We start from the raw sequence: 26,899 nt of genomic DNA on the forward strand, positions 1-26,899 counted from the left end.
ATTTAATTTCCCCTTAAGTATACTCACTCAGCTGTCTAGCCATTTATATCTAATCACTCCATATTTCTTTGTTTTTCTTAATCATAAAAAAGTCATATTCAGAAACATGGGCATTGTTAATAATTTTTTCAAGTCCTCTGATAGGAGTAGATTTTAATTTTTTTCCGTTTTTATAAGAATAAGAATTAATCACATATTTCCCGCCCTTGCTTATTTCTAACAAGAAAATTTTAGACTCGTCAAAATAAGTGAATTTTGCTTGGTTTTCAAATTTTGTCGACCTATTTAACGGGATTTTTTTTCCCGGCTTCATACTTTTCAGATCGAAAGTATAAAGTATTGAATTAGCTGCCAAATGATATAAAGTGTCATTTTTCACAAAAAAGTTATTAGTGGAAAGAGGAATTGCCAGTTGAGAAATTTCCTCAGGGATATTATAGCTGCCTAAAGGAAAAGCCCCTTTGTACTTATTATGCTTTAAATCAATTTCTGCTACTTTGAATTGTACTTTGTTTGATTTATCCGTTTGGTTATATAGTATAAAAAAGGCTGAGCTTTTTTTAACTATTATCTGTGAATAAACACTCCAATTTTCTTCATTTAATATAGGAATTGTTGTTCCTTTCCCTACTGTAACTTTATCTTTATCTATTTTAATACCCTGAAAAGTCGGTGTTTTGGTTGAAGAATCTTCATTTATCACGTAAATATATTCACCGTCATTACCGGTACTTGTGTAGAAACCCGGAATAATCTTTTCATGAAATCCACTGCCGTTACCCCATCTGATTAAACTATTATAATGGTTTTCACCGACTCCTTGATTATTCAAAAAATAAAAGATATTTTCTTTTATTAAATGGCCTGATGATTGCCCATAACTTGTATGTACTTGATGTTGCATCGGGAATTTTTTAAAGTTACCGCCTATCATATAAACTTCTTTTTTGTCCTGTCTAACTATGTTTTTTTCATCTTGTGCAATGGTTCCAACTTCAATAGCATCTCCTTTTACAGCTGTTGCTTTTCCTTTTTCATCAATATATACAGTATAACTCCCATCTTTAGGGTAATCTATTGTAGCTGAATAATATATAGCTGCAATTTTATCATTCAAGAAATTCTTTTCTTTTTCTGTTTCAGTTTGTTTAACATCAGAAACTGTATTAGTATATTTAAAAGTTCCGATACATATAAATATACCTATTAATACTATGACCGCAATTATAATTAACCACTTAATTTTGTTCAAATATAATCTCACTCCTTAAAATAATAATGACTCCCTAAATAAACTTAGGGAGTGACGATGCAGAATGTTACAAAAAATTTTCGCTTTTTCATACTTATTACCATCAACTATTTGTTCATTTTTCCATATTTTAATTTATTATACAATTATTTCAAACACGACTTGCGTACTATATTTTCTCTGTGGTTAATTATTTGTTTTGTCTCTAAAACTTTGACTTGGAGTACAGGAAAACGGATGAAGTTACGGAGAAGAAAGAAACACATAAAAGATTAATAGTTGCCCAACATATCTTTTACATTCATTGTTTAATACGGAAGACAGTTATTGATAAGGCGGAAGAAAACATGCGGAAACATAAGTTGTTTGCTTTAGTATTGCTTTCATTCGGTTTATTGTCACTCATCGTCACGCCTGTATCGGCGGTGGGAAAAGGAAACCTTTTGTCTCCTGACAGCCACGGCCTTCTGCTTCATTCTTACACCGTAAACAGCGAAGCGGACATGCGCCGTCTGCTGAATTGGGGCGTAACCGGTGTGTTTACCAACTATTCGGATATATTTAATTTTGTTAAATCTAATAGGGATCAATAGGTTTACGAATCTAAAGATTTCAAAACAAAAACTGCACGTATATCGCGTGCAGTTTTATAATATTAATTTTAAATATTTCTCCCTTTAAATAACGGTCTTAGTATATTCTTAACTTTTGCTTTAATAGATTTGCCCTTATAAATAACAGGAACACTTTGTTGCAAATGACCAATAATCACTTCTGCATTCTTTTTTAGCTTAATTTGTTTTAACTCCTGCTTAGTTACTTCAAAACTAAAATCATATGACATTTTTTTTCGGGTAGAATCTTTAAGTACCACATCAGGTTTAAACACAAGAAACCTTCCAAAATTCACCTGGAAAGAATTTTGTTCTCCAAAACTTAAATCTGTTTCACAATCAAAATGTCCTTTAATCCTAGAACCGCTGCAGGTTAACACAAAGTTTTTAAAATGTAACATTTGATGTTTAACAACAAGAGAAAGATTACCCCATTTAGTTAGATACGAGTTTATAACGATAGGTTCTTTACATCCTTTTGCAATATAAGAAGCATTTTTTAAATAAACGCTTTCTTTCGATTTTAATCTCAATGATTTCGTATAATCTTCTATCTTACTAATTAATCTTAAATCTAATATACCATCTTCGCTATTTAAATGGAGTAAAGATTCTATAGAAATATATGCATAAAAATAAGTAACTTTTTCTTTTTTTATAATTTGCGTATCTATTTCAAAAGGATATTTTTTTTCAAAAAGGCTTCTATAAGCTGGAAATGAAATTGTTTTATCTTTTTGTTCTCTCAAAGAGACTTCGATAAATAAACGCTCATTTGAGGAGTCAACATGTGAATGATAACAAAAACCCTCTAACAAAACGGCATTCTCTAATTTCTCTATTTTTGTTATTTCTCCTTCAAATTTATTATTACGATGAAAGGAAATGGACTCATGCAAGGCCAAATTGTATGCTAATTCTGGTTTTGGATAGACCTTCCCATGTTGTACTACCATGTTACCAGGTTGTTTTTCAGCGTACCAGAAAGCAATTAAATCCTCCAATTGTCCTTTCTCAATTAAACGTAATAAGATTTTATGGCGGGAAGAAAACTGCTGGTAGTAATCTAAGTATTGGTACTTGTCAAGCATTTTCTTTAATGTATTAAAAATATAGATTTTATCTTCAATTAGAAAAGACTTTGAAATCAGAGCGCTTAACTCCACTTCCATAATCCTTTCCCAGTAATGAAAGAAAATCAGCCGTTTTTTATCTGTTTCAAGGTTCAGTAATTCAATAGATGCCAATGTTTCTTCGATTCTGAACATAAAACTTTTACCTGATAATGGTTTCTTAGTAAGTTGAACCCTTCCTATTGTTTGATGATTGGTCAAATAATAACATGGGTAATCTTTAACAAGGGCTATGGAATTTGAATATGCATACGCTTGAATCATAAACGGTTGATCTTCTCCTAGAGAGAAGTGTTCCGGAAAACGAATATTATGTTTAATTAATAACTCCCGTTTAAATAGCTTTTGAGCACTCATCGTAAAAAGAGCATTGGAACCAGGGAAGGAAAAACAATCTGGATTCTTTTTAAATACAGCCACAGGAACACCTCTATTAATTCCTTCATAACGGCCGATAATTATATCACTTTGATACTGAACTATTTTTTCTTCCATCTTTTCTAAAGCTTCAGGTCCTAAATAATCATCTCCGTCTAGAAAATAAATATAATCACCTGTTGCTGCTTCTATAGCTTTGTTCCTCGGTCTGCCAGGTGCGCCGCTATTCTGCTGATGAATTACTTTAATAAACTTGTACTTGCTCATGTATTCATCTAAAATATTACCGCTTTTATCAGTTGAACCATCATTTACACAGATAATTTCAAGTTTGTCCTCTCCAACTGTTTGGTTCACTACGCTATCGAGACAATCTCTAATTGTGTTTTGATCATTATAAACCGGAATAGCTACAGTAAATATCATCTTTTTTCTCCTTAATTATTGTTTCCTATATAAAAACAAGTCCAGAATTATTCGAATCCAATTTTAAAAGTTTACCATAATTTCTTTCTTTTATAAATATGGGTTAAAAATTTTAATGTGTTTTTAAACCTAGCCACCGTAATCTAGATAATAAGATGGAATATTTCCAGTAATTAAATCGGATTTTCCATAAGATCCCTAACAAATGCTTTGATTCATTTCTCTTTGAATTTGGAAAGCTCACTTCATTTAATCCTAATTACGATACTTTGCGGATTTTTAATTTACCCATAAAAAAACACCTCTAAGTCGTTTTCAGGTATGATACCTGCTTTTCAACTTAAAGGTGCCTTTGTCCTGCGCTTACAGGCCCAGACTCTCAAAAACTTCAACTTTTTATAACTTACTCTTTTCCGGCAGCGGCTTCCGCCTGTCCGCCTTTTAATTGATCATTGATTGCTTTGGCGTCTTTCAAATACTCAGTCTTGAATCCGCTCTTCAGCGCCCACGCATAGAAGGCAAGGGCAACGATTGCGATCAGCCCCATATCCCAGCCGTACGGAATGATGTTCAGACCGCCGAATTTTTCACTTCCGAGCCATGAAATGACCATCATGCTGAGCAGATAGACAACCATCCAGACGCCGCCTTTAAAGTTTCTGCGGAATCCTTTCCACTTCGCTTTCGCTTGGTAGTAGAAATAAATCGGAAGGCCGATCAAAATGATAAACAGCACCTGCCCTGTTAACGGCCAGCGCGCCCAATACAGCACGAGAGACGCGAACACGAAGCCGAGCGGTGCAACCACGCTCAGGCCTTTCAGACGGAGAGGCCTGTACAAATCCGCCGCCGTCCGCCGCAGCGTCATCACCGTCACGGGACCCGTGATATAGGAAATCAGCGTCGCAACGGAAATGATTTCAGCAAGCACGCCCCATCCTCTGAATAAAAACAAAAAGATAAACGATACGATCAGGTTGAAAATCATCGCTTGGCGCGGCACGCCGTACAGCGGATGAAGCTTTCCGAAAATGCTCGGCATATATTTATTTTTTTCCATGCCGTAAATCATGCGGGACGTCGTAGCGGTATAAGTGATACCCGTTCCTGACGGAGATACGAACGCGTCCGCATAAAGAATAATGACAAGCCAGTTGATATTCAATGCGATCGCCAAATCGGCAAATGGAGAGTTGAAGTTCAGGTGACTCCAGCCGTGAACGATCATGGAAGGTTCAACCGCCCCGATAAATGCGATTTGCAATAGGACGTAAATGACGGTTGCGACCAGCAGCGAACCGACAACCGCAATCGGAATCGATTTGCCGGGATTTTTTGCTTCGCCGGCCATGTTAATCGGGCTTTGAAACCCGTTAAACGCAAATACGATACCTGATGTGGCCACCGCCGTCAGCACGCTTGCCCAGCCGTTCGGCGCAATGCTTGAACCGGATGTGAAGTTTCCGCCGTGAAAACCGGTAAACAGCAGCGCTCCGATTGTCAGCCCCGGAATAATGATTTTAAATATGGTAATCAATGAATTCGCTTTTGAAAATAAGTTAACTGTCCAAAAATTCAGTAAAAAGTAAATAATCAGTAATACGGATGCGAAGCCGAGCCCCTCTCCCGTAAGAGTGCCGTTGTGAACGAGATTGCTTGTCCATTTTGCCCATTCCCACGGCCATGAGCTCATATATTGAACAGACGCAACCGCCTCCACCGGAATAACGGAAACAATCGCAATCCAGTTTGCCCATCCTGCGATAAATCCAATAAATGATCCGTGAGAATATTGAGTATATTTTACCATTCCCCCGGCTTCCGGGAACATTGAACCCAATTCACTGTAAGAAAGTGCGATAAACAAAATAACGATCATACCGATAATCCAGGAAATAATTGCGGCAGGTCCCGCAATCTGAGCCGCCCGCCACGCCCCGAATAACCAACCGGAGCCAATCATCGACCCAAGTCCGACCATCATGAGTGCAAACGTTCCCATTCTGCGATGTAATTGATTCATAAAGTTAACACCTTTCAATTAAAATATGACTCCAACGCTATCATATATTTATAATATTATTCTGAAAATAGTTTTGTCAATCTTTATCGCATTAAAGCGGCAAGCCAAAATTAACCTTCCGATGTTTAAACAGCCGTTAAGCGGGAATAACTACTGCAAGCCAGAAATAGAAAGGAGTTTTTATCGTGAAACAAAAACTGCTCATTTCAGGACTTGCCGTGTCGACTGTCGGAGTGACTTCCTACCTGCTCAAAGATAAATCAAACCGCCAAAAGGTGATGAACTTTATCCGCAATATGAAAACATCGCTCTCCGGGAAGCAGGATATTGAATCATTCCCCGTCAACAAAGCAGGCAACCCGCATCCCGAAGATATTGAAGACAACAAAATGGTATCGGAAGGCTCCATGTACCCGGTTCAATATTATGATGACAAGAAGAAATAATCTGTTCCCGGGCTGCCCGGCCGTATCAAACGGCGGCAGCTTTTTTATGCAGACGGCGTTTTATAGATCCGCCAATATTGGCGCGATCCTTTCTCCCGCACAGTAATGCCCAGTTTGGATATTTCCGCTTTCAGCTCTTTCGCATCTGCCTTTTCCTCCTCTTTCAGCGCCTTTTCTCTCGCTTTTAAAAGAGCATTTGCCCCAGGCTCCAAATCCGGCGTGTCCGGCACCCACCGTTTGTATTCTTCTTTAAAAGGATCTTCCGTCCCCAGCCAGACATACCCATGCGCGCGAAACGCATCAGCCGCTTTTTCAACCGCCGGCTCAAGCTTCTCCCGAAAAAGCTCCTGTCCTTCAGTGCCTAATAAGACAAGATACTTCCCATCCGTAAACACACCGGAAATGCTGTCTTTCGAAAACACGCTTTCTTCATTATATATGGTTAAGGACACCTCGCTGTCCGTCACGACTGCCACAAGACTTTCTTTAAAAGCTGCCTGCGTCAGCCACACTCCCCCAATTAAGCCGATAACGGCAGTTGCAGCCGCAGCCTTCCATCCGTGAAAGGAAGCGATTATTTCCAGCGGCCCGTGAAAAGGCAGCCAATCCAATGTTACGGCCCACTTCGCAATGACCGGCAGAAACCATCCGATGACCAGCCCTAATAATGGCGGCACCAGAAAAACCAAAGCTTTTTCAACCGATGACAACTCAAGAACCGTCTGTTTTTTTATTTCGTTCATGTTTCTCCTCCGTCTGTTTTTTTCACAACTATCCAATATACAAAGGGTTGGATGATTCTGTAAACTGTTTCCGAAACAATAAAAAGCCTCCCGACCGCCGGGAGGCTTTTTAAAACAGGAGCTCATATACTTCATTCAATTCCATCGTGCGCTTCTCATCCTGCTCGTTCTCAGCATATTTGATTTCCTTTTCAAGCACCTGATTCAGCGCATCCATTTCCAAATCATTTAGATCTTTCACAAACTCGCCCTCATTTTCATAATGCTTCACCTGAAGCTTTTTATAAATCCTTCGGCACACATCATGCTCCAAGTGGTTCGAAAGCGACTCGCGCAAATATCCGAGTGTCCTGTCCATCATGTAAGCCCTCCCTTTTCTTTAGGAATAGCTTCCCGGAAAGAGAGAAAAACTATACATGAAAGCACCGGGCGGCTGTTTTAACTCTGTACCTGAATGGAGAAAAATCCGCTGCTTAACGGTGTGTACGGCCCGTTCAGCCCCGTTGCGGAGAAAGAGAACGTTCCTGAACTGACATAAGAAAGAGGAACACTGTAATATTTAATATAGCCTGTAACGATATTGCCGTTTTTCGTATATTCATCTTCCAGCGCTTTTGACGTAAGATTTGTAATATTCGTTCCGTTGTTAAACGCCTGGATCGTGTTATTGTTCGGATACCCTTGGAAATATACGGCTAAATAACCCGTTGTACCCTTCATCGGTTTTGATGCGCTGATTTGGTTCGGCCCGATATTTTCCCATTGGTAACTCTGACCGTCAGACGTCACACCGATAATACGGATTTGTGTTAAAGCAGGAGCCGGCGCCGCAGACGCTGATGGAGCCCACAACCCGCTCACAAGCAACAAAACAGCGGCGGCCGCCGCGAATAGCGTAACGAGTCTCTTTTTCATGTTTTTTCCCCCTCTAATTCTTTTCGTAGAATCCTATACTATTTTACACGATTTACAAGGAAAAAGATTACATTTTATAAAAGAGTCCGGAACACTTTGTGAACTAGATATGAAACGCTCTTGAAACGCCGTTGATCATGAGAAAGATGCCGCAGATTCTTAACACGACTCTCGAACTTCTGTCATCTTTACCGAAAAAGGTTTTTCCGAGCCTCCCGATCCATACGTTCATTGCGGCTCCCGCGAGCAATTCTATGATTCCGATTATTTCTGCCATATACAAAGCAGCCACCCTTCTAACCGTTTTTTTTCATATGACGGTTTATCATATAAAGTGATAAGACTAATGACGCTGCACCGGCAGCAAGAAACAGGCTCAGCGGCACGATCTGCATGCTGCCTCCGCCATTGTTTTGAAATGAGCCGATCGCCCATTTTTCAGGAGTAAACAACGACAGCATCCGCATGTACTCCGGAGCCGCGTCTAAAGTGAAGAAAGCCCCTCCCAATAAACCCGTGACAGCTATAAAAACGGAAGCAAGCGACGTGAATTGCTTTTGGCTCTTCATGAACGGTATCACGGCCATCGTTACAGCAGTCAGCGCAAACGAGCAGGCCGCAAGCACCGCTCCCGCAGCAAAAACATGATCAGCAAAACGGATATGCAGCATGAATGTTCCGGCAGCGAGGATCACGATAATATGGAGAAGTCCGAAAAGATACGCCGCCGCAAACTTAGAGATTGCATATGCCGTATAGGAAACGGGCGTGCTCAGCAATCTGTCATATGTATGATTTTCTTGTTCATCTATAAATGATCGCAGGCTTTGGACTGCAACGAACCAGATAAACATCACTAAAAATCCGATAAGTCTGTCGGCTGCCTGTCCGCCTTCATAAACGTGATGGCGGTCAACATTGACGGCGGAATGACCCTGAATATCCTTCAAGAGATCAGCTGCCGCCTGCTTCCCGTCGGTGTGCAGCGTGCGGGATATCACTTTTGCATCGCGGACTATTTTTTTCAGCGCGCCCGCCTGCTGCGCAATCAGCTGCTCTGTCAAAACAGCATCACCCTTTTCTTCATTCTGAATAAATGAAACGTTCAATTCATCTCCGGAAAATAATTTTTCTTCAAAATGAGAGCCGATCAGCAATCCGAAGGAAATATCCTGATGATTAACCTTTGTTTTTAATACGTCCTCCGTGACCTTCGTGACTTTTATATGGCCGGCTGTCTGAATCATTTTCATAAATTGCGCTGAATAGGCGCTCTGATCCTCATCAGCTACATATACTTCCTTCTGCTGACTGCCATCCGCAGAAAAGGAAAAGAAATATGTGAGAAGGAGCGGGGCGGAAATCGTCGCAAAGATGGCAGCGCGATTTTGCAGCATCAGTTTCAGCTGATGTCTGATCATGAATAACAGCTGCGTCATGAAACAGCCTCCTTCCGTTTAAACACCCAGATGGTCAAACATAAAAACACGGCGCCGGTGGCGGCAAGCTCTGCCAAATCCGCCAGAATACCGCTCAGACCGGCATGCTGCGTGACACTGACATAGCTGTTGATCGCTTTGCCGTTCGGTATCAGCTCCTGCACGATTTTCAAACTGTCAGGCAAGCCGTCTTTTGCGATAAAGCTTCCGCCTAAAAAACTGAATCCGTATAAAATGGGAGCCGCCATGCTTGAGACGGTCTCGTGGTTTTTTGCAGCAACCCCCCAAAGAAGCACGATACTGCCGATCGCAAATGAATAAACAATCGTAACCAGCAATATTTCAAACAAATTGCCCCATTTTACCTGATACAAGATACTGCTTGCGATGATGACGGCAGCCATTTGCATAAGGATGGCAAGCATGATTCCCCAAAGCTTACCCGCCACATACTGGATACGTAAAACAGGCATTGATTTGATTCTGAATAACGTGTGCTGCTGTCTCTCTTCCACTATCCCGTGAATGAGCGCAAACGCGGTCATAATGGAGAACATGACGACCATTGCGATTGAATAATACTGCATCGCATCAATCGGGGCCGCGTGATTGCCGGCCGACTGTTTCGGAATGGTGACAGCCTGTTCACGTTCACCCGAAAGGCCGCTGATGATTTTGCTGACTTCTCCCTTTGACAGATGTCCCGACTTCTTCAGCACCGCTTTTTCTTCACTGATCTCCGTTTTTACTCTGGTAACAAACGAATCAGCCATCATTTCCACAATGTCTCCGTTTACAGAGCCTTGTTGGTCCGAGATGACTTTGATACTTGTTTTCTCATTATGTTCTGCCGCTTTTGCAAAGCCTTTCGGCACGTATACAAAAACGGAGACTTTGCCGCTTTCGACAAGCTGTTTCCCTTCTTGGTAACTGCCTATGTCTTTTACACGGATGAGATCAGTTTGTTTCAGCACGTCATTCTTTAATACGTCGCCCAAAGAACTCTCCGCGTGATCCGCATTATAAAACGCGGTCTGAAATGGCTTCACTTTCGAATCGCCGTGAAAAACCGTTCCTAAAATAAAAATCATCAGTGCCGGAAACAGAATCAGTTTTATATAGAAAGACTTTGCTCCGGCCAATAACCGAAAATCTAATAAGATCAGCCTGAATAATATTTTCATGACGCCCCCTATGAATCCCGCAGCGTTTTGCCGGTGAGCCGGAGGAAAATACTTTCCAGATTGGCTTCCTCGAAATGAATGCCCTTAATGGTGATACCGGTCTTCCTGATATCATCCGCAATATCAAGGATATTGCGATCTGCCGCAGAGACGAGCATCGTAATGGTCTGCTGGCTGACAGCAGCCTCGGCAACACCGGGAATGCGGCGGATTTTTTTAACGGCATCATCATTCAGCCCCTCTGCATTCACGATCAGGGTATCAGAGGCTTTGGCTGACTGCTTCAATTCGTCTTTCGTCCCGCAGGCAATGATTGAGCCGTGATCCATGATCGCCGCTCTTTCACAGAGGTATTCGACCTCTTCCATGTAATGACTCGTGTAGATGACGGTCATCCCTTTTTCTTGATTTAACGTCTTCACGGTTTCAAGAATATGATGTCTGGATTGCGGATCAATTCCGACGGTCGGTTCATCTAAAATGAATAGTTTCGGTTCATTCATTAGCGCGGCTCCGATATTCACCCGTCTTTTCATGCCGCCTGAAAACTCAGATATCCTTTGATTTCGCTGTTCCTGTAATTCGATGATGTCCAGCACTTCATCAACCCGTTTACAAAGTTCCCTACCGGACAGTCCGTACAGACTCCCGAAAAAAGCCAAATTATCCTTTGCGCTTAACGCTTGATATAAAGCGATTTCCTGCGGGACGACTCCCATCACTTTTTTTATGGCCGCAGGCTGCTCCTGTAATGAGGTTCCGTCAATGCAGATTGTTCCGCCCGTCGGCGGGAGCACGGTGCTGATCATCGACACCGTTGTTGATTTACCGGCGCCGTTTGGTCCCAGCAGACCGAATATCTCTCCTTTTTCGACGCGCAGTGATATATGATTGACAGCGGTAAAATCGCCGTACTTCTTTGTCAAATCCGTTAATTCGAGCATTCGTGCAGCACTCCTTGTGTCATGTCTGCACTTATTCTACTCTCGGCAATCCTTGTTTTCTATTCACTTTCGTACTCGATATGGATATTACTTTCGTCATATGTTTAGTGATAAAAAGGGAGAGAGGAGGGTGAAGCGGGGTTATACCAATTTTTGCAAATATAAAGTAAGCTCGGTTCTGTTTGACACTTCAAGTTTATCGAGGATTCTGGATACATAGTTTTTCACAGTGCCTTCAGTCAGAAATAAGTCTGCGGCAATGCGTTTATTGCTTTTGCCTTCCATAATGTGTTTCGCCACATCAAGCTCTCTCGGCGTGAGAATCTCCGTCAGCTTTGACTGCGGCTCTTCCTGCACCGCAGGGATCTCCATATTGTTCAGCGCTTTTACGACGGAAACCGTGATTTTGGGATTCAGCATCATCTTCCCTTCATAAACGGCTTGAAGGGAGGCGATAATTTCATCTGAATCAGCATCCTTCAAGAGATAGCCGTCGGCTCCGCTTTTCAGCCCGGCAAAAATATAGTGATCATCTTCAAACGTTGTCAGAATGATGACTTTTACGGACGGATATCGCGCTTTTACCGCTTTTGTCGTTTCGATTCCGTCCATACCGGGCATTCTGATATCCATCAAAATCACATCAGTTTCGGTTTGAGAAAGCAGCCGGAGAACCTCTTCGCCGCAAGAAGCCTCTCCCGATATTTGAATTCCTTCGTGAAGACTCAGAATCATTTTCAGCCCCTCTCTCACAATGGACTGGTCGTCTGCAATCATGACATTCACTTGATTATTCCTCCTTGCATGGAATCCTTATTTTCACGTCAAAACCTGTTTCCTTCCCAGACGAGAAAACAGCCTCTCCGCCAAGTGCGGCGGCTCTTTTCTCAATTCCTTTCAGACCATTTGATTTTATGATCGTTCCGCAGGCTGAGCCGTTATTATGAATATGCGCCAATATCATGTTTCGGTTTTTTTGAATCCGGACAGAAACATATGAAGCATGTCCATGCTTTATCGCATTCGTAATCGTTTCCTGAACGGATTGATAAAGACAATGCTTCACATCCGGCTGTTCCGCTTCTATGGCCGCATCTATCTCCAGCTCGAAGCGTATGCCTCCCGCCTCTTGAAAATGGCTGAAAATGTCACGAAGCTCTTGCTCAAATCCCCGCCCCGGCAAAGAGCCCTGCAGCAGCATAACGGCCTGGCGAAGCTTTAAAATGGATTCTTTCGTAAGATCATGCGCCTTATGAATGATCTGCTTCACTTTGTCCGGCTGATGCCCGGCTGTCTTCCCGGCAAATTCCAAATTCATTTTCAGAGCAGCCAGATAATGACCGAGAGAATCATGCAGCTCCTGCGCAATTCTTGTTCTTTCTTTCGTAACGGCCAGTTCCTCAATCCGGTCTGAATATTCCTTCAGTGTATCATTAGCGATCTTCAGCTCTCGGTTCAGCAATTCAACCTTCGACTTCTCCTGCAGGTTTTTCCGATATAAATAAATCACCGCAAACATGATGAAGTATGGCGGCACGATATCACTGACACCCGCTCCTCCGGCGTATAAAGCTGCGGCAAATGCGGCGGCATTCACCGTTAACAAAACAGCCGGAATCTGCTGATCAGTAATAAGCACCTCCGCCAATAAAAGCACCATTACGGCCTGTGTCCCCACACTATAGACATTGTACAAAAGAACTCCCGCGATAACGTTGCTCAGGAGAAAAGAGCCTTGATATACAGCCGGCCTTCTCTTCATATATAGCGGCCGCAGGCAGTCATTAGCCGTCAGCATCATCACGAGCACAGACAAAAAAACCTTCAGCTCCCCCCGGCCGGGAGGAAGCTGAAGAATCGCATGAAAGATTGATAGTAATGCACAACCCCTGATCAGTAACTTCGTATGTGCAATCTTCATCGTATTCTCCTTACAGATGAGCGGCGGCTTTTCGCTCCACGTTCAGCACATCATACAGCTCATCAAGCGAATGAATTTCATGCGTCGGGATGATCCCGGACTCATTTGCTTTCTTTCCGGGATTAAACCAGCACGTATCCATTCCCGCCATCTGACCGCCTTTTATGTCCGCGCTCAATGAATCGCCGATAATAAGACCGTGCCCGGCAGAAAAACCGGGAATTCTCGCAAATACATAATCAAAGTATTCCTTCATCGGCTTTTGAAAACCCGTGTCCTCAGATACAAACACATCTTTAAAAAACGGATACAGACCGGAGTCGCCCAGCCGCTTATATTGTGATCTTGAGACGCCGTTCGTCACGATGTATAAATCAAATAAAGGACTCAGCCGTTCAATCAGCTCATAAGCTCCGTCTATCATCTGGTGCCCTTCTTCTAAGTATTGGCGGTACGCCTGATTCATCAGCACGCCGTCGGCTTCGAGGCCGTATTCTTTAAACAAAAGGGCAAACCGTGTATTCACCACTTCATCGCGGGTCATTTCCCCCTCTTCAAACGCCTTCCACAGCCCTTGATTTAACGCTTTATAACGGGCTTCCACCTCTGCCGTCAGCTCCAGCTTTGAACCTTGAAACAATTTTTGAAGAGCATCGGTTTCTGAAGCGGTAAAATCCAGCAGCGTATTGTCTATATCAAATAATAACGTACGGTAATGACTCATCGATGTTTCCCCCGGTTCTGCTTTTTTTAACCAGTATACCACTCGCGGACAAGCCGAAAAAGACACCCCTGTAAGAGAGGTGTCTTTTTGAATTATACAGCGTCTTCTATTTTCGATTTTTCACCAGGCATGCGCTTGCCGATACCGAACGCATAATAGCTGACCGTCACAATCGCCAGGAAAATCACCCCGACAACCAAAGAAATCCGCGTATCTTTGTTAAACCACATGCCGATCAATACCATGAGTAAGAAAGCGATCGTCAAATAGTTTGTAAACGGCGCAAAAGGCATTTTAAACGGATGCTTATCAAGCTCAGCGCCTTTCGCTCTTCTGAAACCGAGATGGCTGATCAAAATGACGAACCACGGAATCATTCCCGGCAGCACACTCGCGCTGTACACATAAACAAAAATTTTCGGAGGCGCGATGTAGTTCAGCACGACACCGATCACAAGTCCGATTAATACCGCAAGCGTACCGAATATCGGCACACCGCTCGAAGAAACTTTCTTAAAGAATTTCGGCGCCTGTCCGTTCACGCCTAACGTATAAAGCATACGTCCCGCACTGAATATCCCGCTGTTGCATCCGGACATCGCAGCGGTAATCACAACAAAGTTAATCAAACCGGCCGCCGCCGTAATCCCGACTTTCGCAAATGTCGAAACAAACGGACTGCCGAGTGAGTGAAGCTCATTCCACGGATATACGGTAACGATTACGAAAATCGCACCGATGTAGAAAATCAAAATCCGCCAGATAATGCTCTGAATCGCGCTTCGCAGCGTTTTTTGCGGGTCCTTCGCTTCCCCTGCCGTAATTCCGATCAGCTCGACCCCTTGATAGGCCGCAACAACCAAAGACAAAGCAAAGAAAAATCCTGAAAAACCATTTGTAAAGAAACCGCCGTGCGACCATAAATTAGATAATCCGATCGCATGCCCTCCGTTACCGAAACCGAAGAAAATAATCCCGATTCCGGCCACAATCATCAGAATAATGGTGACGATTTTGATCATGGCAAACCAAAATTCAAACTCACCGAAAGATTTTACCGAAATTAAATTCGCCGCACCGAGAATGGCCATGGCGATAATGCCGGGAATCCATGCCGGCAGATCAGGAAACCAATATTTCATATACGAACCGACGGCGATAATTTCAGACATCCCGACGATCACCCATTGAAACCAGTTGCTCCACGCCGTCATATAGCCGGCTAACGGATGTATATACTTATGGCCGAATGTCGCAAACGACCCTGTACTCGGCTCTACATAGAGCATTTCGCCCATCGCACGCATGATAAAAAAGATAAAGATACCCGAGATCGCATAAGCCAGCAGGACAGACGGCCCGGTCCATCCGATCGTGCTGGATGACCCCATGAATAAACCGACACCGATCGTGCCGCCCAGCGCAATCATCTGTATATGACGCGCGCCTAAGCCTCTCTTTAATTCTTTGTTTGCCACTTCGCTTCCTCCTCTTAACAGCTCTGATATATGTGAAATAATGAAGCAGAAGGTGCACCTGTTGAACCTAACTCAATCTTCATTTCCCGCAATATTAGAAATATTCTATCTTCCTATCGTTATATAATCTCCAATTTCCTTATTCCATCATAATAAATTTTCGTGGAAAATACAATTGTTTTTTTCAGGCAAACACCTTACACTCTGGACCACCGGAGTAAAAATAAAGCGCTTTCATTTTCATTGAATTATGAATATTGAGATAATAAATGCCGCAGCCTCCGAGAAACATTATTTCCCAGGAGAAACGTTTTCCGCCCCCTATTCAATATTATTTTTGCTAAGCAGAATGGCGTAAAACCTTACTCTGTTCCATTCTCCCTTGTATACGCCATAATCCTGCTTAACCCGGCAAAAATCATGCATTAATCGATAAATGCCTCATTCAGCCGCAGCAAAAGCCGGCCGAACATTTCTTTTTCATCGCCGGACCAATCGTCAAGCATACGATGATACCGCTCAAGGCGCATCTTTTTATCAGCTTTTAACCTCTGTTTGCCAAGCTTCGTAATCGCAAACAGACTGACCCGCCCGTCAGAAGGATCAGAAAAACGCTGGATCAGCTCTTTCGACTCCAAGGCCGCTGCCTGGCGTGACAATGTAGAAATATCCAGCTTAAATGATTCGGCCAATTCCTTCACACGCGCAGGCCCGAATTCATCCAGCTGCCGTAGTAACAAATACGCAGCCCTTTCCAGATGTCCGATTTTACGGTCGGAGTTATCAAGATAAACAGCTCTCCTGATAAAAGTGGTGAGCTCATATTCAATTAATTCAATCGGATCTTGTTTTGACAAACGCCTCACTCCTTACATTGACAACAGCAACATTAGTTGTATAATACAAACATATGCACATTTACTCAGAAAACATATAGAAATATTTTGCATACATATATTTGTATAGTACAAATATATGTGCCAAAAGTAAAGAAACTTATAGAAACATCAAGAAAGGGGGAAGCTGCTCTTCTCCAAAGAACAGCATCGTTGTGAAAGTCATACGCATCATCTTGCAAATCATTATTTTATTCGCATTTTCCTTTATCGGGGGAGCCGTTCAGCAGTTCTTTCACCTGCCCATTCCCGGCAGCATCATCGGTTTGATCCTGCTGATCATATGTTTATCGGTTAAGGTCATTCCCGTCAAAATGATTGAAGACGGAGCCGGATTTTTGCTGTCTTTTCTTCCGCTGTTATTCATTCCGGCCATGACGGGCGTCATCAATTACCCGTCACTGTTTTCCGCCAGCGGGGCTGCTCTGTTTCTGATCATCGTGCTGAGCACCATCGTCACAATGATCGCCGCAGGGTACGCCAGCCAGCTGTTAGAGCACAAAGCCAATCAGAGAAAGGAGAAAAAGAAGTGCAGCAAGCATGTATCGCAATCGTTATAATTTTGTTCACGGCCGCCGCCTATCTGGCTATGGTGAGATTATATGTGCGCTTTCCATATCCCTTTCTCATACCGGTTTTGACGACTACGATTTTCATTATCGCCGTGCTGCTTGTTTTTCATATTCCGTATAAAGACTATATGATCGGCGGACAATGGATCAATTCACTGCTCGGCCCCGCCGTGGTGGCTTTGGCATACCCGCTTTATAAGCAGCGCCGGGTGTTAATCAAGTATATGTTTCCGATCATCGGCGGCGTGTTGGCCGGTTTATTCTCCGGAATGGTCAGCGGCCTGCTATTTGCAGAGCTGTTCGGCATCAGCCGGAGTTTGATTTTGTCAATTATCCCAAAATCAATTACGACGCCTGTCGCCATACAGATTGCGTCCGGTATCGGCGGTGTCCCTTCCATGACAGTCGTGTTCGTCATGATCGCAGGGTTTTCCGGCGTTATCTTAGGACCGCTGCTTCTCAAGTGGATCCGCATCCGCAGCTCACTCGGGAAGGGAATTGCATTCGGGAGCGCCTCCCATGCGCTCGGCACCTCAAAAGCAATGGAGTACGGAGAATTAACGGTCTCCATGAGTTCTGTTTCCATGACGCTCTGCGCCGTGTTAGGGTCGGTCTTCGGCCCTGTCGTAGCATGGATGTTTCAAATTTAAAGCCGGCGGTTCTCCGTCAGCTTTTTTCATGTGCGGATCATCTCATTTCCTTCCATTATTATGTTTCATTTGTAAGAATAATGGTAAAGTAGAAAACAAGGAGGGATTTAATGATGACTGGGACAATTCCGCAAAAGAAACTGCTGGATGGGACAAGCATTCCCGCGATCGGCTTCGGTACATACGCTCTTAATGGAAACAATGGCGTTCATGCCATTACCAGCGCCATTGATATCGGCTACCGTCTGATTGATACCGCTTATAACTATGAAAATGAAGGGACGGTCGGAGAAGCCATCCGCAGAAGCTCTGTTCCGAGAGAACAGCTATACGTGACGTCCAAGCTGCCCGGGCGCTACCATGACTATGACAAAGCTGTACAAACCATCCAAGAATCTTTATACCGCGCCGGTCTGGACTACTATGACCTGTATCTCGTCCATTGGCCGAATCCGAAACAAGACCGCTATCTGGAAGCATGGCAGGCACTGATTGATGCGAAAAAATGGGGCCTGATCCGCTCCATCGGCGTCTGTAATTTCCTGCCTGAGCATATCGAACGGCTCGAACGTGAAACCGGCGTAAAGCCAGGCATCAACCAAATTGAACTGCATCCCGCTTTTAATCAGCAGCAGCAGCGCCAATGGCACGAAGAACAGGGCATCGTGACAGAATCATGGAGCCCGTTATCCCGCGCCGGCGAAGTATTAAACGATCAAAAACTCGGACAGATTGCGGACAAATACGGCAAAACCATTTCTCAAGTCATTTTGCGCTGGCATATCCAGCTGGGCGCCATCCCGATTCCAAAATCAGCATCGCCCGAGCGCCAGCTTGAAAACATCTCCGTTTTTGATTTCTCCCTTGATGAAAACGACATGAACATCATCGACTCGCTTACCCGCCCCGACGGACGCATAAACGGCCAAGACCCGGCGGAGTATGAGGAGTTTTAAGAAAACACATAAAGAAAAGCTGACGGCATCATTCGTCAGCTTTTTTCTCATTTTATATACGCACACCCAGCTCCCGTTTCCATTCAGAAAGCCAATCTGTATCCCCAGATCCGTATTGCCTGCTTTGACCGGCATCACGCAGAGATCCGTTTTTATACTCAATGGACAGCACCAAATCAGGAATGGCGTCATAACCCGTTCTCGCAAGCTTCGTGAGCGCCTGTCCGTAATGGGCGGCCGCTTCTGCCGCCGTATGTTTCAGCAAAGGATCGTGCTGCAGCGCTTCCTTATAGACGTCTAAAAGGTCACGGCCGTCTTCTGTGACGTACTTTCCGTCCACGATCTGCAAGTCTTTCAGATGATAGCCGGTCACCTCATACATTTCCCGAACGACTTGATATTTCTCATATGTTTCCGGCGTAAACTGCGAGGAGTCATCACTCCGGCTGCGAATGATGTGCGCAAACAGCTCTTTGCTGTTTTCCCCGGAGTTTAAGACGGCTTCAATCTGCTGAGTGAGCTCTTTATCGTCAATCCCGCTCACTTTTAACAGATAATCAATCGGTGATATCGTAAATGTAAGATTCGCACCCTCCGGAATCTGAATATGATTCCGATGAAAAAGCACACCGATTTGCTGATTGACCTGCCCTCTCTGAAACACCTTTTCATTTTCTCCTTGAATCTCTCCGTTGAGCGTTTCACCCCGAAACGCCGCATCACGGAAATCATAGCTCTGGGCTCTCCCCTTAAACAGCCATTCCGTTTCATTATGATAAGCAGCCTGACGCTCCGATTCTGATAAATCACTTCTGAAATAAGGTGAATCGGCACGCTGGTATTTGTCCTTAATATAATGCAAAGGATCTGGTTTTCGTTTATTGATTTCATTGATACGGCTGTATTTCTCATCAAGAATCTTGCTCGCAATATCACTCTCAGACTCATACCGATTATTAGCGTCTATTACCGTCTCATTCCCATTATCCGTAATCGTTTTCTGATTTGCGGATTGATATAAACGGGACAGACTGCTCCCTTTCTCAGTGACACCGCTCCTTGAATAATTCACCTGGCTGAGATCGCGGGTGCCGCTTGCCTGAATCAATAAGCTGTCCGGCCCTTTTGCCGCATCTTTCACATTTGTTTTGGAAGAATACCGCTGAAGCGCTTGCTGAGCCATTATTTGATTTTTTATATAACGAGCGTTTAGGCGCATGTTTTTAACCTCCGCTTGAGATAATGTTCTAGTGTTTGTATCGGCTGTTTTCCAGTTGATTTTAACCTAAAATAACAAATGTTTACATTATGGGGGTTTTTTATGTATGATGTAGTCAAAAAGGGGGATTTTTCCATGAAAAAGTATATATCTATACTATTTGTCAGTGCAATCGTATTATCAGGCGTATTGTTTGCACCTTCAGCCTCTGCCTCTGCGTCTCAAAAGAACTCATCACAAATAAGCGCTATTACAGGAAATCACTCATTTGAAACTGCCAATCCGGTAGGCTACTGGAAATATAAAAATATTGATACAGCCATATTGCCGGAAGGGGAAAAAGAATCGTACTTCACTTTCACGGCAAATAAGGGAGAAAGACTCTATGTCAGGAGCTCAACAAGAAGTGAATACAAGGGAATGAGCATTGAAATTTATAATAAAAATAAAGTGCTGGTCAGTAAAGGCACAGAAGTGATAAACCCTGATACGCCGCTTCCTTTTATCTATGCCATTACAGATGCGAAAGAGAATAACGAGATGTTCTACGTGAAAGTGTCCCGCGGCTCATACACTGATGATATATACTTTACACTCTCCATTTACGATCGAATCAAAGCTGGAAGCGAGACCTTCGCATTCAGCGGCGCAGCTGAAAATAAAGGAAATACAAGCCTCAGTCCGAACGGATCAGATTCAACCGTTCTCAGGCTCGACTTAACCAAACAGACAAGCATTCCAAAAGACGCCATAGTGAAAAGAATCGGCACCGCCGCGACTCAAATACCAAGTCAAGGAAACACAAGACACTGCATAATGTCAGAAGAAAATAAAGTGTGGCACCGCGCACTCGCAAACAGCTCCACTCAAGGAAATTACGATATCACACTGGAAGATAACCTCTCAGTCTCAAGCATCTGGAATTTTAAATACAACACACTCGCAACAGCTAGATCGACTATGAAAAATGTAAAATTGAAGATTGATTATGAGTATGATGTGACATCACAGTATTAATGAGAAGAACTGCCGCCCATTGTGCGGGCGGCTGTCTGCTTAAAGTTTAAGTGAATTTATGAGCCCGTTCCTTGCCTTATCCTGTTGTAAATTCTTTTTTATGATAGATAGCTGCGGCAATGAAAAATGAAATGATATATAAGATAACGCCGATCATGAGATATATAATCGGAACATATAAAGAAGGATTTATGTGCAAAAATGACAGCGGTACTTGTTCTGCTACATACCCAACGACACTTTGCAATCCAAAGGTAGCAAAAAGTCCCCCCATTGCCCCTCCAATCACGATAGCATCGGATTTTTCCGGGCCTATCATGTAGAGAAGAGGATAAACGATTGCACCGGCAAAGAGAACGATGAACGTTCCAAAAGAGACAATATTAAATATGCCGTCAATTGGTTCATCAGAACCCAGGCTGTATACAACGAAAATACCATAAGATATTACAGCTCCGATCACAACAATCAAAAGATAAAAGAAATAGTGACTTTGAACAATATTTGTTCTGCTGACCGGTAAAGTCAGGACATACCTGTCATAGCCAGACTTGCTCTCATACTTTATAACCTCAAGTGCGGGCATAACGACAAACAATATAATCAGCATAGCAACAAAACGATGCATTGAAGCATCCCCAAAATAAAAAATGACTGCTGATACCAATATGGCCAACCCTGTGTATGCAAAGAAACTCCGATAAACCAAGTAATAGTTAGTCAGTAACAGACCTCTCAATGTTTTCACTCCTCGTTAAAAAGACGCTGATTTCTTCTATGGAAATGGTGTTGGCCGTTACGCCATTCGGCAACTTCTGTTGATCCGATACAAGCACACTCCAATAAGATCCATGATTCCTTTTTGCTAGAACGATATCTTCGTCAAGCTCAGCCAATTGGCCTTCATCAACATCTATAACGGTATAGCTTTCAAGAACCTTATCTTTCTCTTCATTTAATAAAATTTCGCCATCTTTCATCATAATGATATGGCTGGCTATCTTCTCGACATCAGTCATAATGTGCGATGAAAGTAAAATACCGCCGTTGCTTTTACTCACAAAGCTTTTTAATTCATTTAACAGATCATCTCTTGAAGAAGGATCAAGCCCTCCCGTTGCTTCATCCAGGAGTAATAATTTTGCATTATGCGACAAAGCAACAGCTACAGATAACTTCATTGACATGCCGCGCGAGAATGTATTCACTTTTTTGTCCATAGGTAAAGAGAAAGAATGAACCAACCGGTAAAAATGGTCTTGGTCCCAAGCGTCGAATAGTTTCTTAAATACATGGTTCAGCTGCTTTATCGTAAGGTGCGCGGGCAGATTCATCGCATCAAATACGACCCCAATATCTTCTTTAAACTTTATATGTTTATCCAGATTCTCCTCACCAAAGATTTTCACTTTTCCTCTATCTTGAGAGATTAACCCTAATATCGTTTTAAATGTTGTTGATTTGCCTGCGCCGTTATCACCGATAAAACCGACAATTGATCCGGCAGGCACATTGAATGTAACATCCTTTAAAACAGCTTTATGACCAAAAGATTTGCTGATGTTTCTGATTTCTAAAAGATTTGACATCATTCCACTCCTATCATTGTTGTCAGGACTTTTTTAAGAATTGAACCGGAGTATTGCAAAATGTTGTTATTTTCATATCTAGTCTAGGTATTCATAATGGATCAGGAGCCGACAAATACAAAAGGGATTTTAAAGTCTTTTTTAATCATAATTTGGAAGTGTAATCGATTGATTACATTTATATAATGGATATTCATGATGAAAATTACTGGAGGTGATTACTTTTCGATGAGACATACACAAAAATGATTTACTAATGATTACATTTATGGATGTTAACCGGAATGCATCTCGTATTATAAAGCAGGTGTTATTCCTTTTCAATATATAAAAGGGGATTTCTTTACAATCGCAAAGAGTATGTATTTCTCATTTCCGCATTAAAAAACCCCTCTGGCTAATTGTAACTTTAAAATAAAGTTTGATCAAAAACGTTCGACAAATCCATATTTTACGGTAAAAGAAAAGAATCCATTTTGAAAAAAGATTGATCAAAATGGGTTCTTTTCTTTTTGAATGAACATTCCTTTTTATAAAAAAGTTTAATTAAAACTCACATAGAATCCTTTAATCGAAAAGGAATAAAACGGTGCAACTTTTTTGTAAACGGTATAACTTTCTTTAAAACGGTACATCTTTTTTATAAACGGTACGACTTTATTTCAAATCCACAATTGTGTAGGTATTGACGGGAATAAATCATCTTTGGAGATTCTTGAACAAAAATTAAAGTTGCCAAGGTGGAACCCTTGGACCTATTCAAATTTCTACAAAAGCTGTGCAAAAATATGGAACGGTCCAATTAATAGATGTTTATGGGGGCAACTATAATGTGTTTCCATTGGGTTGAGTTAGGAATATCAATCTGAGAATGGGACTGGCATCAGTCATACATTTTATGCCTGAATTTTTTGAAAAAATAACGAATAACGAGTTTGACCCACATACAAAGTGGCCCTTGGATAAGCAAGTCATGGTTATCAAATGTTTAATAATCGTGAGGACGACTGTATAAAAGTCGTTTTAAAACCGTTATCCTATTAGTTTAAATGGATGATTTGAAAGTTAGCATAATTGCGAACCCTAAGCGAAATGTTGAATGGACTTCCACACTGTGTATAGAAGTCTTTTTGTCTGTTATTATTTAGATTATTGGATAATTCAGCTCGTAACTTGGGTAGCAATAATATGGTGGTCTCAGTCCTATTTTTGGCATGGGCCAGGAATCCTCCATATAGACCATCCTTACTTTTTCATTTGAATGGTTTACTAGCAATAGCTTTACTTCTGGATTAAATTCATATCTCAAAATGGTAACCCCCTTCCATTAGGAATGTGTGGATTCTCCCCCATCAACATGAAGAACTTGACCAGTAACAAAACGAGAATCATCAGAAGCAAGATAGACAAAGGTTGGTGCGAGTTCAAATGGATGGGCAACTCGTTCCATTGGATTAAATGCTCCATATACAGCGACTTGGTCTGACGAGAAACTTGCTGAAATAAGTGGGGTCCAAATTCGGCCGGGGGCGACGGCATTGACTCGGATCCCTTGTTTCACGACATTTTTAGCCAAGGCACGTGTCCAACCAACTATTGCGCCTTTTGTGGCCGTATAATCAATCATTTGCTGCTCACCTACATACGTCACCACTGAAGAAGTGCCAATGATTGAGCTGCCTGGTTTTAAATGAGGAAGCGCTGCCCTTGTTGTGTAAAAATGAGAGTATATATTAACTTTGAAGGTGTCATCGAATTGCTCATCTGTAATGTCAAGCAGACTTAGTTGTTGGAATTGGATACCAACGTGGTTACAAAGAATATCGAGACGTCCAAACGTATTTACTGTTTGTTCTACAATGGAGATACACTGTTGTTTGTCTCGCAAGTCCCCAGGCATTAGAAAACAACGTTGTCCGAGTTGTTCAATCCTCGTTTTTGTTCTATTTGCATCCTCATGTTCATCTAAGTATGAAATAGCAACATCTGCGCCTTCTTTAGCAAACGCAATTGCTACTGCTGCACCAATACCACTGTCCCCCCCTGTAATAAGTGCTACTTTTCCTGTTAACTTTTCACTCCCTTTATAGTTCGGGTTTTCGATAATTGGAAGGGGTACCATAAATTTTTCCACTCCGGGATGGCGCAGCTGGCGCTGTTCAGGTAAACTTATCGGAATTTCTTCGTAACGTGTGATTTTCCCATAGTTAGGGTACATGGGATAAGGTTGAGTTTTCATGTTCGCTTTAAACATTTGTTGCATTTGCTTTATTTGGTCTAATTGACGACTTTGATCCTTTTGATCCATGGAAACCTCCTATAGAAATAATTTTCTTCTATAGAATGTTTATGTTGTTCACTACAAATAAATTAAAAAAGTTTGAAAAAAGTGGTTTACTTTCAACACAGAAGCTTATTCTTCCTCAAAAGAGACACCTTTTTTCTTTATTGAACTGACCTTTAGGACAAGGAGCTTTACTCAATATTCTACCCCTTTAACGGATCAACTTATTTTTACTTAACAGTTCTTTAATCCCGGCTACCTCAAGAATAGCACCTAAAAAAATAGGTCAACCAGAAAAAACCGGCTAACCACATAATACGATTTGACCCTATTGCTGAATAACAAAAAATACGTTTTGTTGTTCCACAAATTCTTAATATCATGAAGTAATTCTGTAGAGATGTTCAGTTTCCATTAACCAATCTCGGCGAGCAACGAGAGTTCTAAATGTGATAAAGTCACTCTTTTTGCATCCTCTTTCAATTGATTCCATGGACTGTTTGTAGAACCTTCTGATACCTCGAAAAGTTGATTCACGCTCTCTTTTTGATTTTCATTAAGTAAGTTATGATAAATCATACGATAAGACCTTTTTCGAACATCATTGGCTGCATCTTTTAAAGTATTGTAGATGGGAAGTTCATATTTTTGATGTATTAGCTCTTCAATTGCTACATTGACTAGGTCAGCAGGTTCGTCTTTACTGTATGCGAGTTTATTCATTGTATCTATCAATTACTTTTTGACCTTCTTGGCTAAATGGTCGAATAAAAAGACTTCTATACAAAGTATGAAGTCTTTTTGGAAAGAGAAGAGGATTACGGTTTTAAAACGACTTTTATACATTCATCCTCACGATTATTAAAAATTCGATAACCATGACTTGCTTCTTCAAGGGACATCTTGTGTGTGATAATATCTCTTGGGTCAAATTCGTTATTTGTTATTTTTTTAAACAATTCTGGCATAAAATGAATGACTGGAGCCTGTCCCATTTTAAGATTAATATTTCTAATCCAAAATGCACCTAATGGAAATAGATTATAGTTACCCCCGTAAACACCAGTCATTTGCACTGTCCCATACTTTCGGACAGCTTTAGTAGAAATTTGAATAGGTCCAAGGGTTCCGCCCTGCAGTTTGAATTTTTGTTCCAGAAACTCTAGGGGTGATTTCTTTCCGTCCATACCTACACAATCGATGACGACATCTGCCCCACCATGTGTGATCTCTTTTAAATGTTCGCCCATATCAGGGTATTTTGTGAACTCAAATACCTCAACATTGTTCATCTTTTTCGCATGATTGATCCGGTAATCCAAGTAATCAACTGCTATTACACGCTTTGCACCTTCCATCCAGGCAAATTTTTGTACCATCAACCCAACAGGTCCGCATCCAAGAACAATAACTGTATCGCCTGATTTTACACCTGCATTTTTTACACTCCAATAAGCTGTTGGCAGAACATCCGATAAAAAGAGCAGTGACTCATCCTCCAATTCGCATGACTCCGGGATAACAAAGGGAGTGAAGTTTCCAAAAGGGACTTTTAAATATTCAGCCTGACCACCCGGATGGTTACCGAACTTCTCAGTATAACCAAAGTATCCGCCAGAATCATAATGAGGGTTTGAGTTATCACATTGGCTTTCCATTTCATGTTGGCAATAAAAGCAATGTCCACATGAAACATTAAAGGGAACGACAACACGGTCTCCCTTTTTTACTTTTGTGACTTCAGGTCCAACTTCTTCCACAATACCCATTGGTTCGTGGCCAATAATATATCCTGGGGGTAATGGCATGTTACCTTGATATAAATGCAAATCAGATCCGCAAATAGCAGTAGAAGTAATCTTAACTATAATATCGTCTTTTTTTTCTAATTTTGCATCCTCTACTTGATTAACCTGTACATGATTTGGTCCTTGATAAGTTACAGCCTTCATAAATGCACCCTCCTATTTCTAATACTGTTAACACTCTTAACTATTGTTAACAAAGAAAGTAAATAATATACTTAGTCACTCTTAGCGTAATTGTTTTATGTAAGTTAAAGAAGTCGCACCGTTTTGATTACGAAGTATTGGTGA

The 26,899-nt window shown here is 41.9% G+C and carries 26 protein-coding genes and 3 pseudogenes; 8 read left to right on the forward strand and 21 right to left on the reverse strand.

The window, feature by feature from the left end; translation table 11 throughout:
- Nucleotides 1-49: 49 nt before the first annotated feature.
- Entirely contained in the window at nt 50-1,252 is a 1,203-nt protein-coding gene (locus OVA33_RS03200) for a hypothetical protein (RefSeq protein WP_025650166.1), read from the reverse strand.
- Nucleotides 1,253-1,599: 347 nt separating this feature from the next.
- On the opposite strand from OVA33_RS03200, the pseudogene OVA33_RS20655 reads away from it, so the two are divergent.
- Nucleotides 1,600-1,707: pseudogene (locus OVA33_RS20655) on the forward strand (glycerophosphodiester phosphodiesterase); the annotation flags it as partial.
- A pseudogene (locus OVA33_RS03205) lies at nt 1,705-1,845 on the forward strand (glycerophosphodiester phosphodiesterase family protein); the annotation flags it as partial. The pseudogenes OVA33_RS20655 and OVA33_RS03205, both read left to right, overlap by 3 nt.
- Nucleotides 1,846-1,913: 68 nt before the next feature.
- On the opposite strand, the gene OVA33_RS03210 reads toward OVA33_RS03205, so the two are convergent.
- Nucleotides 1,914-3,803 carry a glycosyltransferase family 2 protein gene (locus OVA33_RS03210; protein ID WP_025650165.1) on the reverse strand — a complete coding sequence of 630 codons (1,890 nt, stop codon included), beginning with the start codon at nt 3,801-3,803 and terminating at the stop codon, nt 1,914-1,916.
- 403 nt (nt 3,804-4,206) lie between these two features.
- Nucleotides 4,207-5,826, reverse strand: coding sequence for a glutamate/serine transporter AimA (locus OVA33_RS03215; RefSeq protein ID WP_014416799.1), 1,620 nt, complete (start codon nt 5,824-5,826; stop codon nt 4,207-4,209).
- A gap of 185 nt (nt 5,827-6,011) precedes the next feature.
- On the opposite strand from OVA33_RS03215, the gene OVA33_RS03220 reads away from it, so the two are divergent.
- Nucleotides 6,012-6,272: a hypothetical protein gene (locus OVA33_RS03220; protein ID WP_003156732.1), complete on the forward strand. Its 261-nt coding sequence runs from the start codon at nt 6,012-6,014 to the stop codon at nt 6,270-6,272.
- 44 nt (nt 6,273-6,316) lie between these two features.
- On the opposite strand, the gene OVA33_RS03225 is transcribed toward OVA33_RS03220, so the two are convergent.
- The 12 genes from OVA33_RS03225 to OVA33_RS03280 form a co-directional block, all read right to left on the reverse strand.
- On the reverse strand, nt 6,317-7,015 hold the full coding sequence (locus OVA33_RS03225; RefSeq protein ID WP_063174898.1) for a YqeB family protein: 699 nt from the start codon (nt 7,013-7,015) through the stop codon (nt 6,317-6,319).
- Between the two features lie 109 nt (nt 7,016-7,124).
- The gene (locus OVA33_RS03230; RefSeq protein WP_025650163.1) at nt 7,125-7,373 is read right to left on the reverse strand and encodes a sigma-G-dependent sporulation-specific acid-soluble spore protein CsgA; all 249 of its coding nucleotides are present in this window, start codon (nt 7,371-7,373) and stop codon (nt 7,125-7,127) included.
- Between the two features lie 80 nt (nt 7,374-7,453).
- Nucleotides 7,454-7,930, reverse strand: a complete 477-nt coding sequence (locus OVA33_RS03235; RefSeq protein WP_017419311.1) for a DUF4879 domain-containing protein — start codon at nt 7,928-7,930, stop codon at nt 7,454-7,456.
- Between the two features lie 103 nt (nt 7,931-8,033).
- Nucleotides 8,034-8,213 (reverse strand): hypothetical protein, encoded by a 180-nt coding sequence (locus tag OVA33_RS03240; RefSeq protein ID WP_017419310.1) that lies wholly within the window; start codon nt 8,211-8,213, stop codon nt 8,034-8,036.
- A 13-nt stretch (nt 8,214-8,226) separates the two neighbouring features.
- On the reverse strand, nt 8,227-9,369 hold the full coding sequence (locus tag OVA33_RS03245) for an ABC transporter permease (RefSeq protein ID WP_025650162.1): 1,143 nt from the start codon (nt 9,367-9,369) through the stop codon (nt 8,227-8,229).
- Nucleotides 9,366-10,553: an ABC transporter permease gene (locus tag OVA33_RS03250; RefSeq protein ID WP_063636928.1), complete on the reverse strand. Its 1,188-nt coding sequence runs from the start codon at nt 10,551-10,553 to the stop codon at nt 9,366-9,368. The genes OVA33_RS03245 and OVA33_RS03250 overlap by 4 nt, the downstream gene beginning before the upstream one ends.
- An 8-nt stretch (nt 10,554-10,561) precedes the next feature.
- Nucleotides 10,562-11,497 carry an ABC transporter ATP-binding protein gene (locus tag OVA33_RS03255; protein ID WP_025650160.1) on the reverse strand — a complete coding sequence of 312 codons (936 nt, stop codon included), beginning with the start codon at nt 11,495-11,497 and terminating at the stop codon, nt 10,562-10,564.
- 141 nt (nt 11,498-11,638) lie between these two features.
- Nucleotides 11,639-12,283, reverse strand: a complete 645-nt coding sequence (locus OVA33_RS03260) for a response regulator (protein ID WP_053285458.1) — start codon at nt 12,281-12,283, stop codon at nt 11,639-11,641.
- A gap of 4 nt (nt 12,284-12,287) precedes the next feature.
- On the reverse strand, nt 12,288-13,418 hold the full coding sequence (locus OVA33_RS03265; RefSeq protein ID WP_065180908.1) for a sensor histidine kinase: 1,131 nt from the start codon (nt 13,416-13,418) through the stop codon (nt 12,288-12,290).
- 10 nt (nt 13,419-13,428) lie between these two features.
- Nucleotides 13,429-14,142 (reverse strand): YjjG family noncanonical pyrimidine nucleotidase, encoded by a 714-nt coding sequence (locus tag OVA33_RS03270; RefSeq protein ID WP_065180907.1) that lies wholly within the window; start codon nt 14,140-14,142, stop codon nt 13,429-13,431.
- A 92-nt stretch (nt 14,143-14,234) separates the two neighbouring features.
- The gene (locus OVA33_RS03275; protein ID WP_003156747.1) at nt 14,235-15,620 is read right to left on the reverse strand and encodes an amino acid permease; all 1,386 of its coding nucleotides are present in this window, start codon (nt 15,618-15,620) and stop codon (nt 14,235-14,237) included.
- Nucleotides 15,621-16,045: 425 nt separating this feature from the next.
- Nucleotides 16,046-16,477, reverse strand: coding sequence for a MarR family winged helix-turn-helix transcriptional regulator (locus tag OVA33_RS03280; protein ID WP_003156749.1), 432 nt, complete (start codon nt 16,475-16,477; stop codon nt 16,046-16,048).
- 194 nt (nt 16,478-16,671) lie between these two features.
- Here OVA33_RS03280 and OVA33_RS03285 point away from each other — a divergent pair, with 194 nt between their 5' ends.
- The 3 genes from OVA33_RS03285 (at nt 16,672) to OVA33_RS03295 (ending at nt 18,694) form a co-directional block, all read left to right on the forward strand.
- On the forward strand, nt 16,672-17,076 hold the full coding sequence (locus OVA33_RS03285; RefSeq protein ID WP_063636932.1) for a CidA/LrgA family holin-like protein: 405 nt from the start codon (nt 16,672-16,674) through the stop codon (nt 17,074-17,076).
- Complete coding sequence (locus tag OVA33_RS03290; RefSeq protein ID WP_063636933.1) at nt 17,046-17,738, forward strand: LrgB family protein; 693 nt, start codon at nt 17,046-17,048, stop codon at nt 17,736-17,738. Before OVA33_RS03285 ends, OVA33_RS03290 begins: the two co-directional genes overlap by 31 nt.
- Before the next feature lie 110 nt (nt 17,739-17,848).
- On the forward strand, nt 17,849-18,694 hold the full coding sequence (locus OVA33_RS03295; protein WP_079891451.1) for an aldo/keto reductase: 846 nt from the start codon (nt 17,849-17,851) through the stop codon (nt 18,692-18,694).
- A gap of 52 nt (nt 18,695-18,746) precedes the next feature.
- On the opposite strand, the gene OVA33_RS03300 is transcribed toward OVA33_RS03295, so the two are convergent.
- Nucleotides 18,747-19,913, reverse strand: coding sequence for a DUF4885 family protein (locus OVA33_RS03300; protein ID WP_017419300.1), 1,167 nt, complete (start codon nt 19,911-19,913; stop codon nt 18,747-18,749).
- A 135-nt stretch (nt 19,914-20,048) separates the two neighbouring features.
- On the opposite strand from OVA33_RS03300, the gene OVA33_RS03305 reads away from it, so the two are divergent.
- Nucleotides 20,049-20,930 carry a hypothetical protein gene (locus OVA33_RS03305; RefSeq protein WP_063636941.1) on the forward strand — a complete coding sequence of 294 codons (882 nt, stop codon included), beginning with the start codon at nt 20,049-20,051 and terminating at the stop codon, nt 20,928-20,930.
- A gap of 76 nt (nt 20,931-21,006) precedes the next feature.
- Here the strand turns inward: OVA33_RS03305 and OVA33_RS03310 are convergent, their stop codons facing one another.
- Complete coding sequence (locus OVA33_RS03310; protein WP_026092313.1) at nt 21,007-21,669, reverse strand: ABC-2 transporter permease; 663 nt, start codon at nt 21,667-21,669, stop codon at nt 21,007-21,009.
- Nucleotides 21,647-22,519, reverse strand: coding sequence for an ABC transporter ATP-binding protein (locus OVA33_RS03315; RefSeq protein ID WP_017419297.1), 873 nt, complete (start codon nt 22,517-22,519; stop codon nt 21,647-21,649). Before OVA33_RS03315 ends, OVA33_RS03310 begins: the two co-directional genes overlap by 23 nt.
- A 672-nt stretch (nt 22,520-23,191) precedes the next feature.
- On the opposite strand from OVA33_RS03315, the pseudogene OVA33_RS03320 reads away from it, so the two are divergent.
- Nucleotides 23,192-23,563, forward strand: a pseudogene (locus tag OVA33_RS03320) (glutathione-dependent formaldehyde dehydrogenase); the annotation flags it as partial.
- Nucleotides 23,564-23,846: 283 nt separating this feature from the next.
- Here OVA33_RS03320 and OVA33_RS03325 read toward each other — a convergent pair.
- The 3 genes from OVA33_RS03325 to OVA33_RS03335 all read right to left on the reverse strand — a co-directional run bounded on the left by OVA33_RS03325 (nt 23,847) and on the right by OVA33_RS03335 (nt 26,755).
- On the reverse strand, nt 23,847-24,827 hold the full coding sequence (locus OVA33_RS03325; protein WP_001993829.1) for an SDR family oxidoreductase: 981 nt from the start codon (nt 24,825-24,827) through the stop codon (nt 23,847-23,849).
- Nucleotides 24,828-25,217: 390 nt separating this feature from the next.
- Entirely contained in the window at nt 25,218-25,538 is a 321-nt protein-coding gene (locus OVA33_RS03330) for a DUF4158 domain-containing protein (RefSeq protein ID WP_048407017.1), read from the reverse strand.
- 83 nt (nt 25,539-25,621) lie between these two features.
- On the reverse strand, nt 25,622-26,755 hold the full coding sequence (locus tag OVA33_RS03335) for a zinc-dependent alcohol dehydrogenase (protein ID WP_000649059.1): 1,134 nt from the start codon (nt 26,753-26,755) through the stop codon (nt 25,622-25,624).
- Nucleotides 26,756-26,899 lie beyond the last annotated feature (144 nt).

Origin of the sequence: Bacillus sp. KICET-1, from assembly GCF_027721405.1 — a bacterium.
Taxonomy (GTDB): domain Bacteria; phylum Bacillota; class Bacilli; order Bacillales; family Bacillaceae; genus Bacillus; species Bacillus velezensis.

Bases quoted from the DNA above. Each gene is read 5' to 3' on its own strand.
- OVA33_RS03210 (WP_025650165.1), bottom strand. From the start codon at position 3,803: ATGATATTTACTGTAGCTATTCCGGTTTATAATGATCAAAACACAATT.
- OVA33_RS03215 (WP_014416799.1), bottom strand. From the start codon at position 5,826: ATGAATCAATTACATCGCAGAATGGGAACGTTTGCACTCATGATGGTC.
- OVA33_RS03225 (WP_063174898.1), bottom strand. From the start codon at position 7,015: ATGAACGAAATAAAAAAACAGACGGTTCTTGAGTTGTCATCGGTTGAA.
- OVA33_RS03230 (WP_025650163.1), bottom strand. From the start codon at position 7,373: ATGGACAGGACACTCGGATATTTGCGCGAGTCGCTTTCGAACCACTTG.
- OVA33_RS03235 (WP_017419311.1), bottom strand. From the start codon at position 7,930: ATGAAAAAGAGACTCGTTACGCTATTCGCGGCGGCCGCCGCTGTTTTG.
- OVA33_RS03245 (WP_025650162.1), bottom strand. From the start codon at position 9,369: ATGACGCAGCTGTTATTCATGATCAGACATCAGCTGAAACTGATGCTG.
- OVA33_RS03250 (WP_063636928.1), bottom strand. From the start codon at position 10,553: ATGAAAATATTATTCAGGCTGATCTTATTAGATTTTCGGTTATTGGCC.
- OVA33_RS03255 (WP_025650160.1), bottom strand. From the start codon at position 11,497: ATGCTCGAATTAACGGATTTGACAAAGAAGTACGGCGATTTTACCGCT.
- OVA33_RS03265 (WP_065180908.1), bottom strand. From the start codon at position 13,418: ATGAAGATTGCACATACGAAGTTACTGATCAGGGGTTGTGCATTACTA.
- OVA33_RS03270 (WP_065180907.1), bottom strand. From the start codon at position 14,142: ATGAGTCATTACCGTACGTTATTATTTGATATAGACAATACGCTGCTG.
- OVA33_RS03295 (WP_079891451.1), top strand. From the start codon at position 17,849: ATGATGACTGGGACAATTCCGCAAAAGAAACTGCTGGATGGGACAAGC.
- OVA33_RS03300 (WP_017419300.1), bottom strand. From the start codon at position 19,913: ATGCGCCTAAACGCTCGTTATATAAAAAATCAAATAATGGCTCAGCAA.
- OVA33_RS03305 (WP_063636941.1), top strand. From the start codon at position 20,049: ATGAAAAAGTATATATCTATACTATTTGTCAGTGCAATCGTATTATCA.
- OVA33_RS03315 (WP_017419297.1), bottom strand. From the start codon at position 22,519: ATGTCAAATCTTTTAGAAATCAGAAACATCAGCAAATCTTTTGGTCAT.
- OVA33_RS03325 (WP_001993829.1), bottom strand. From the start codon at position 24,827: ATGGATCAAAAGGATCAAAGTCGTCAATTAGACCAAATAAAGCAAATG.
- OVA33_RS03335 (WP_000649059.1), bottom strand. From the start codon at position 26,755: ATGAAGGCTGTAACTTATCAAGGACCAAATCATGTACAGGTTAATCAA.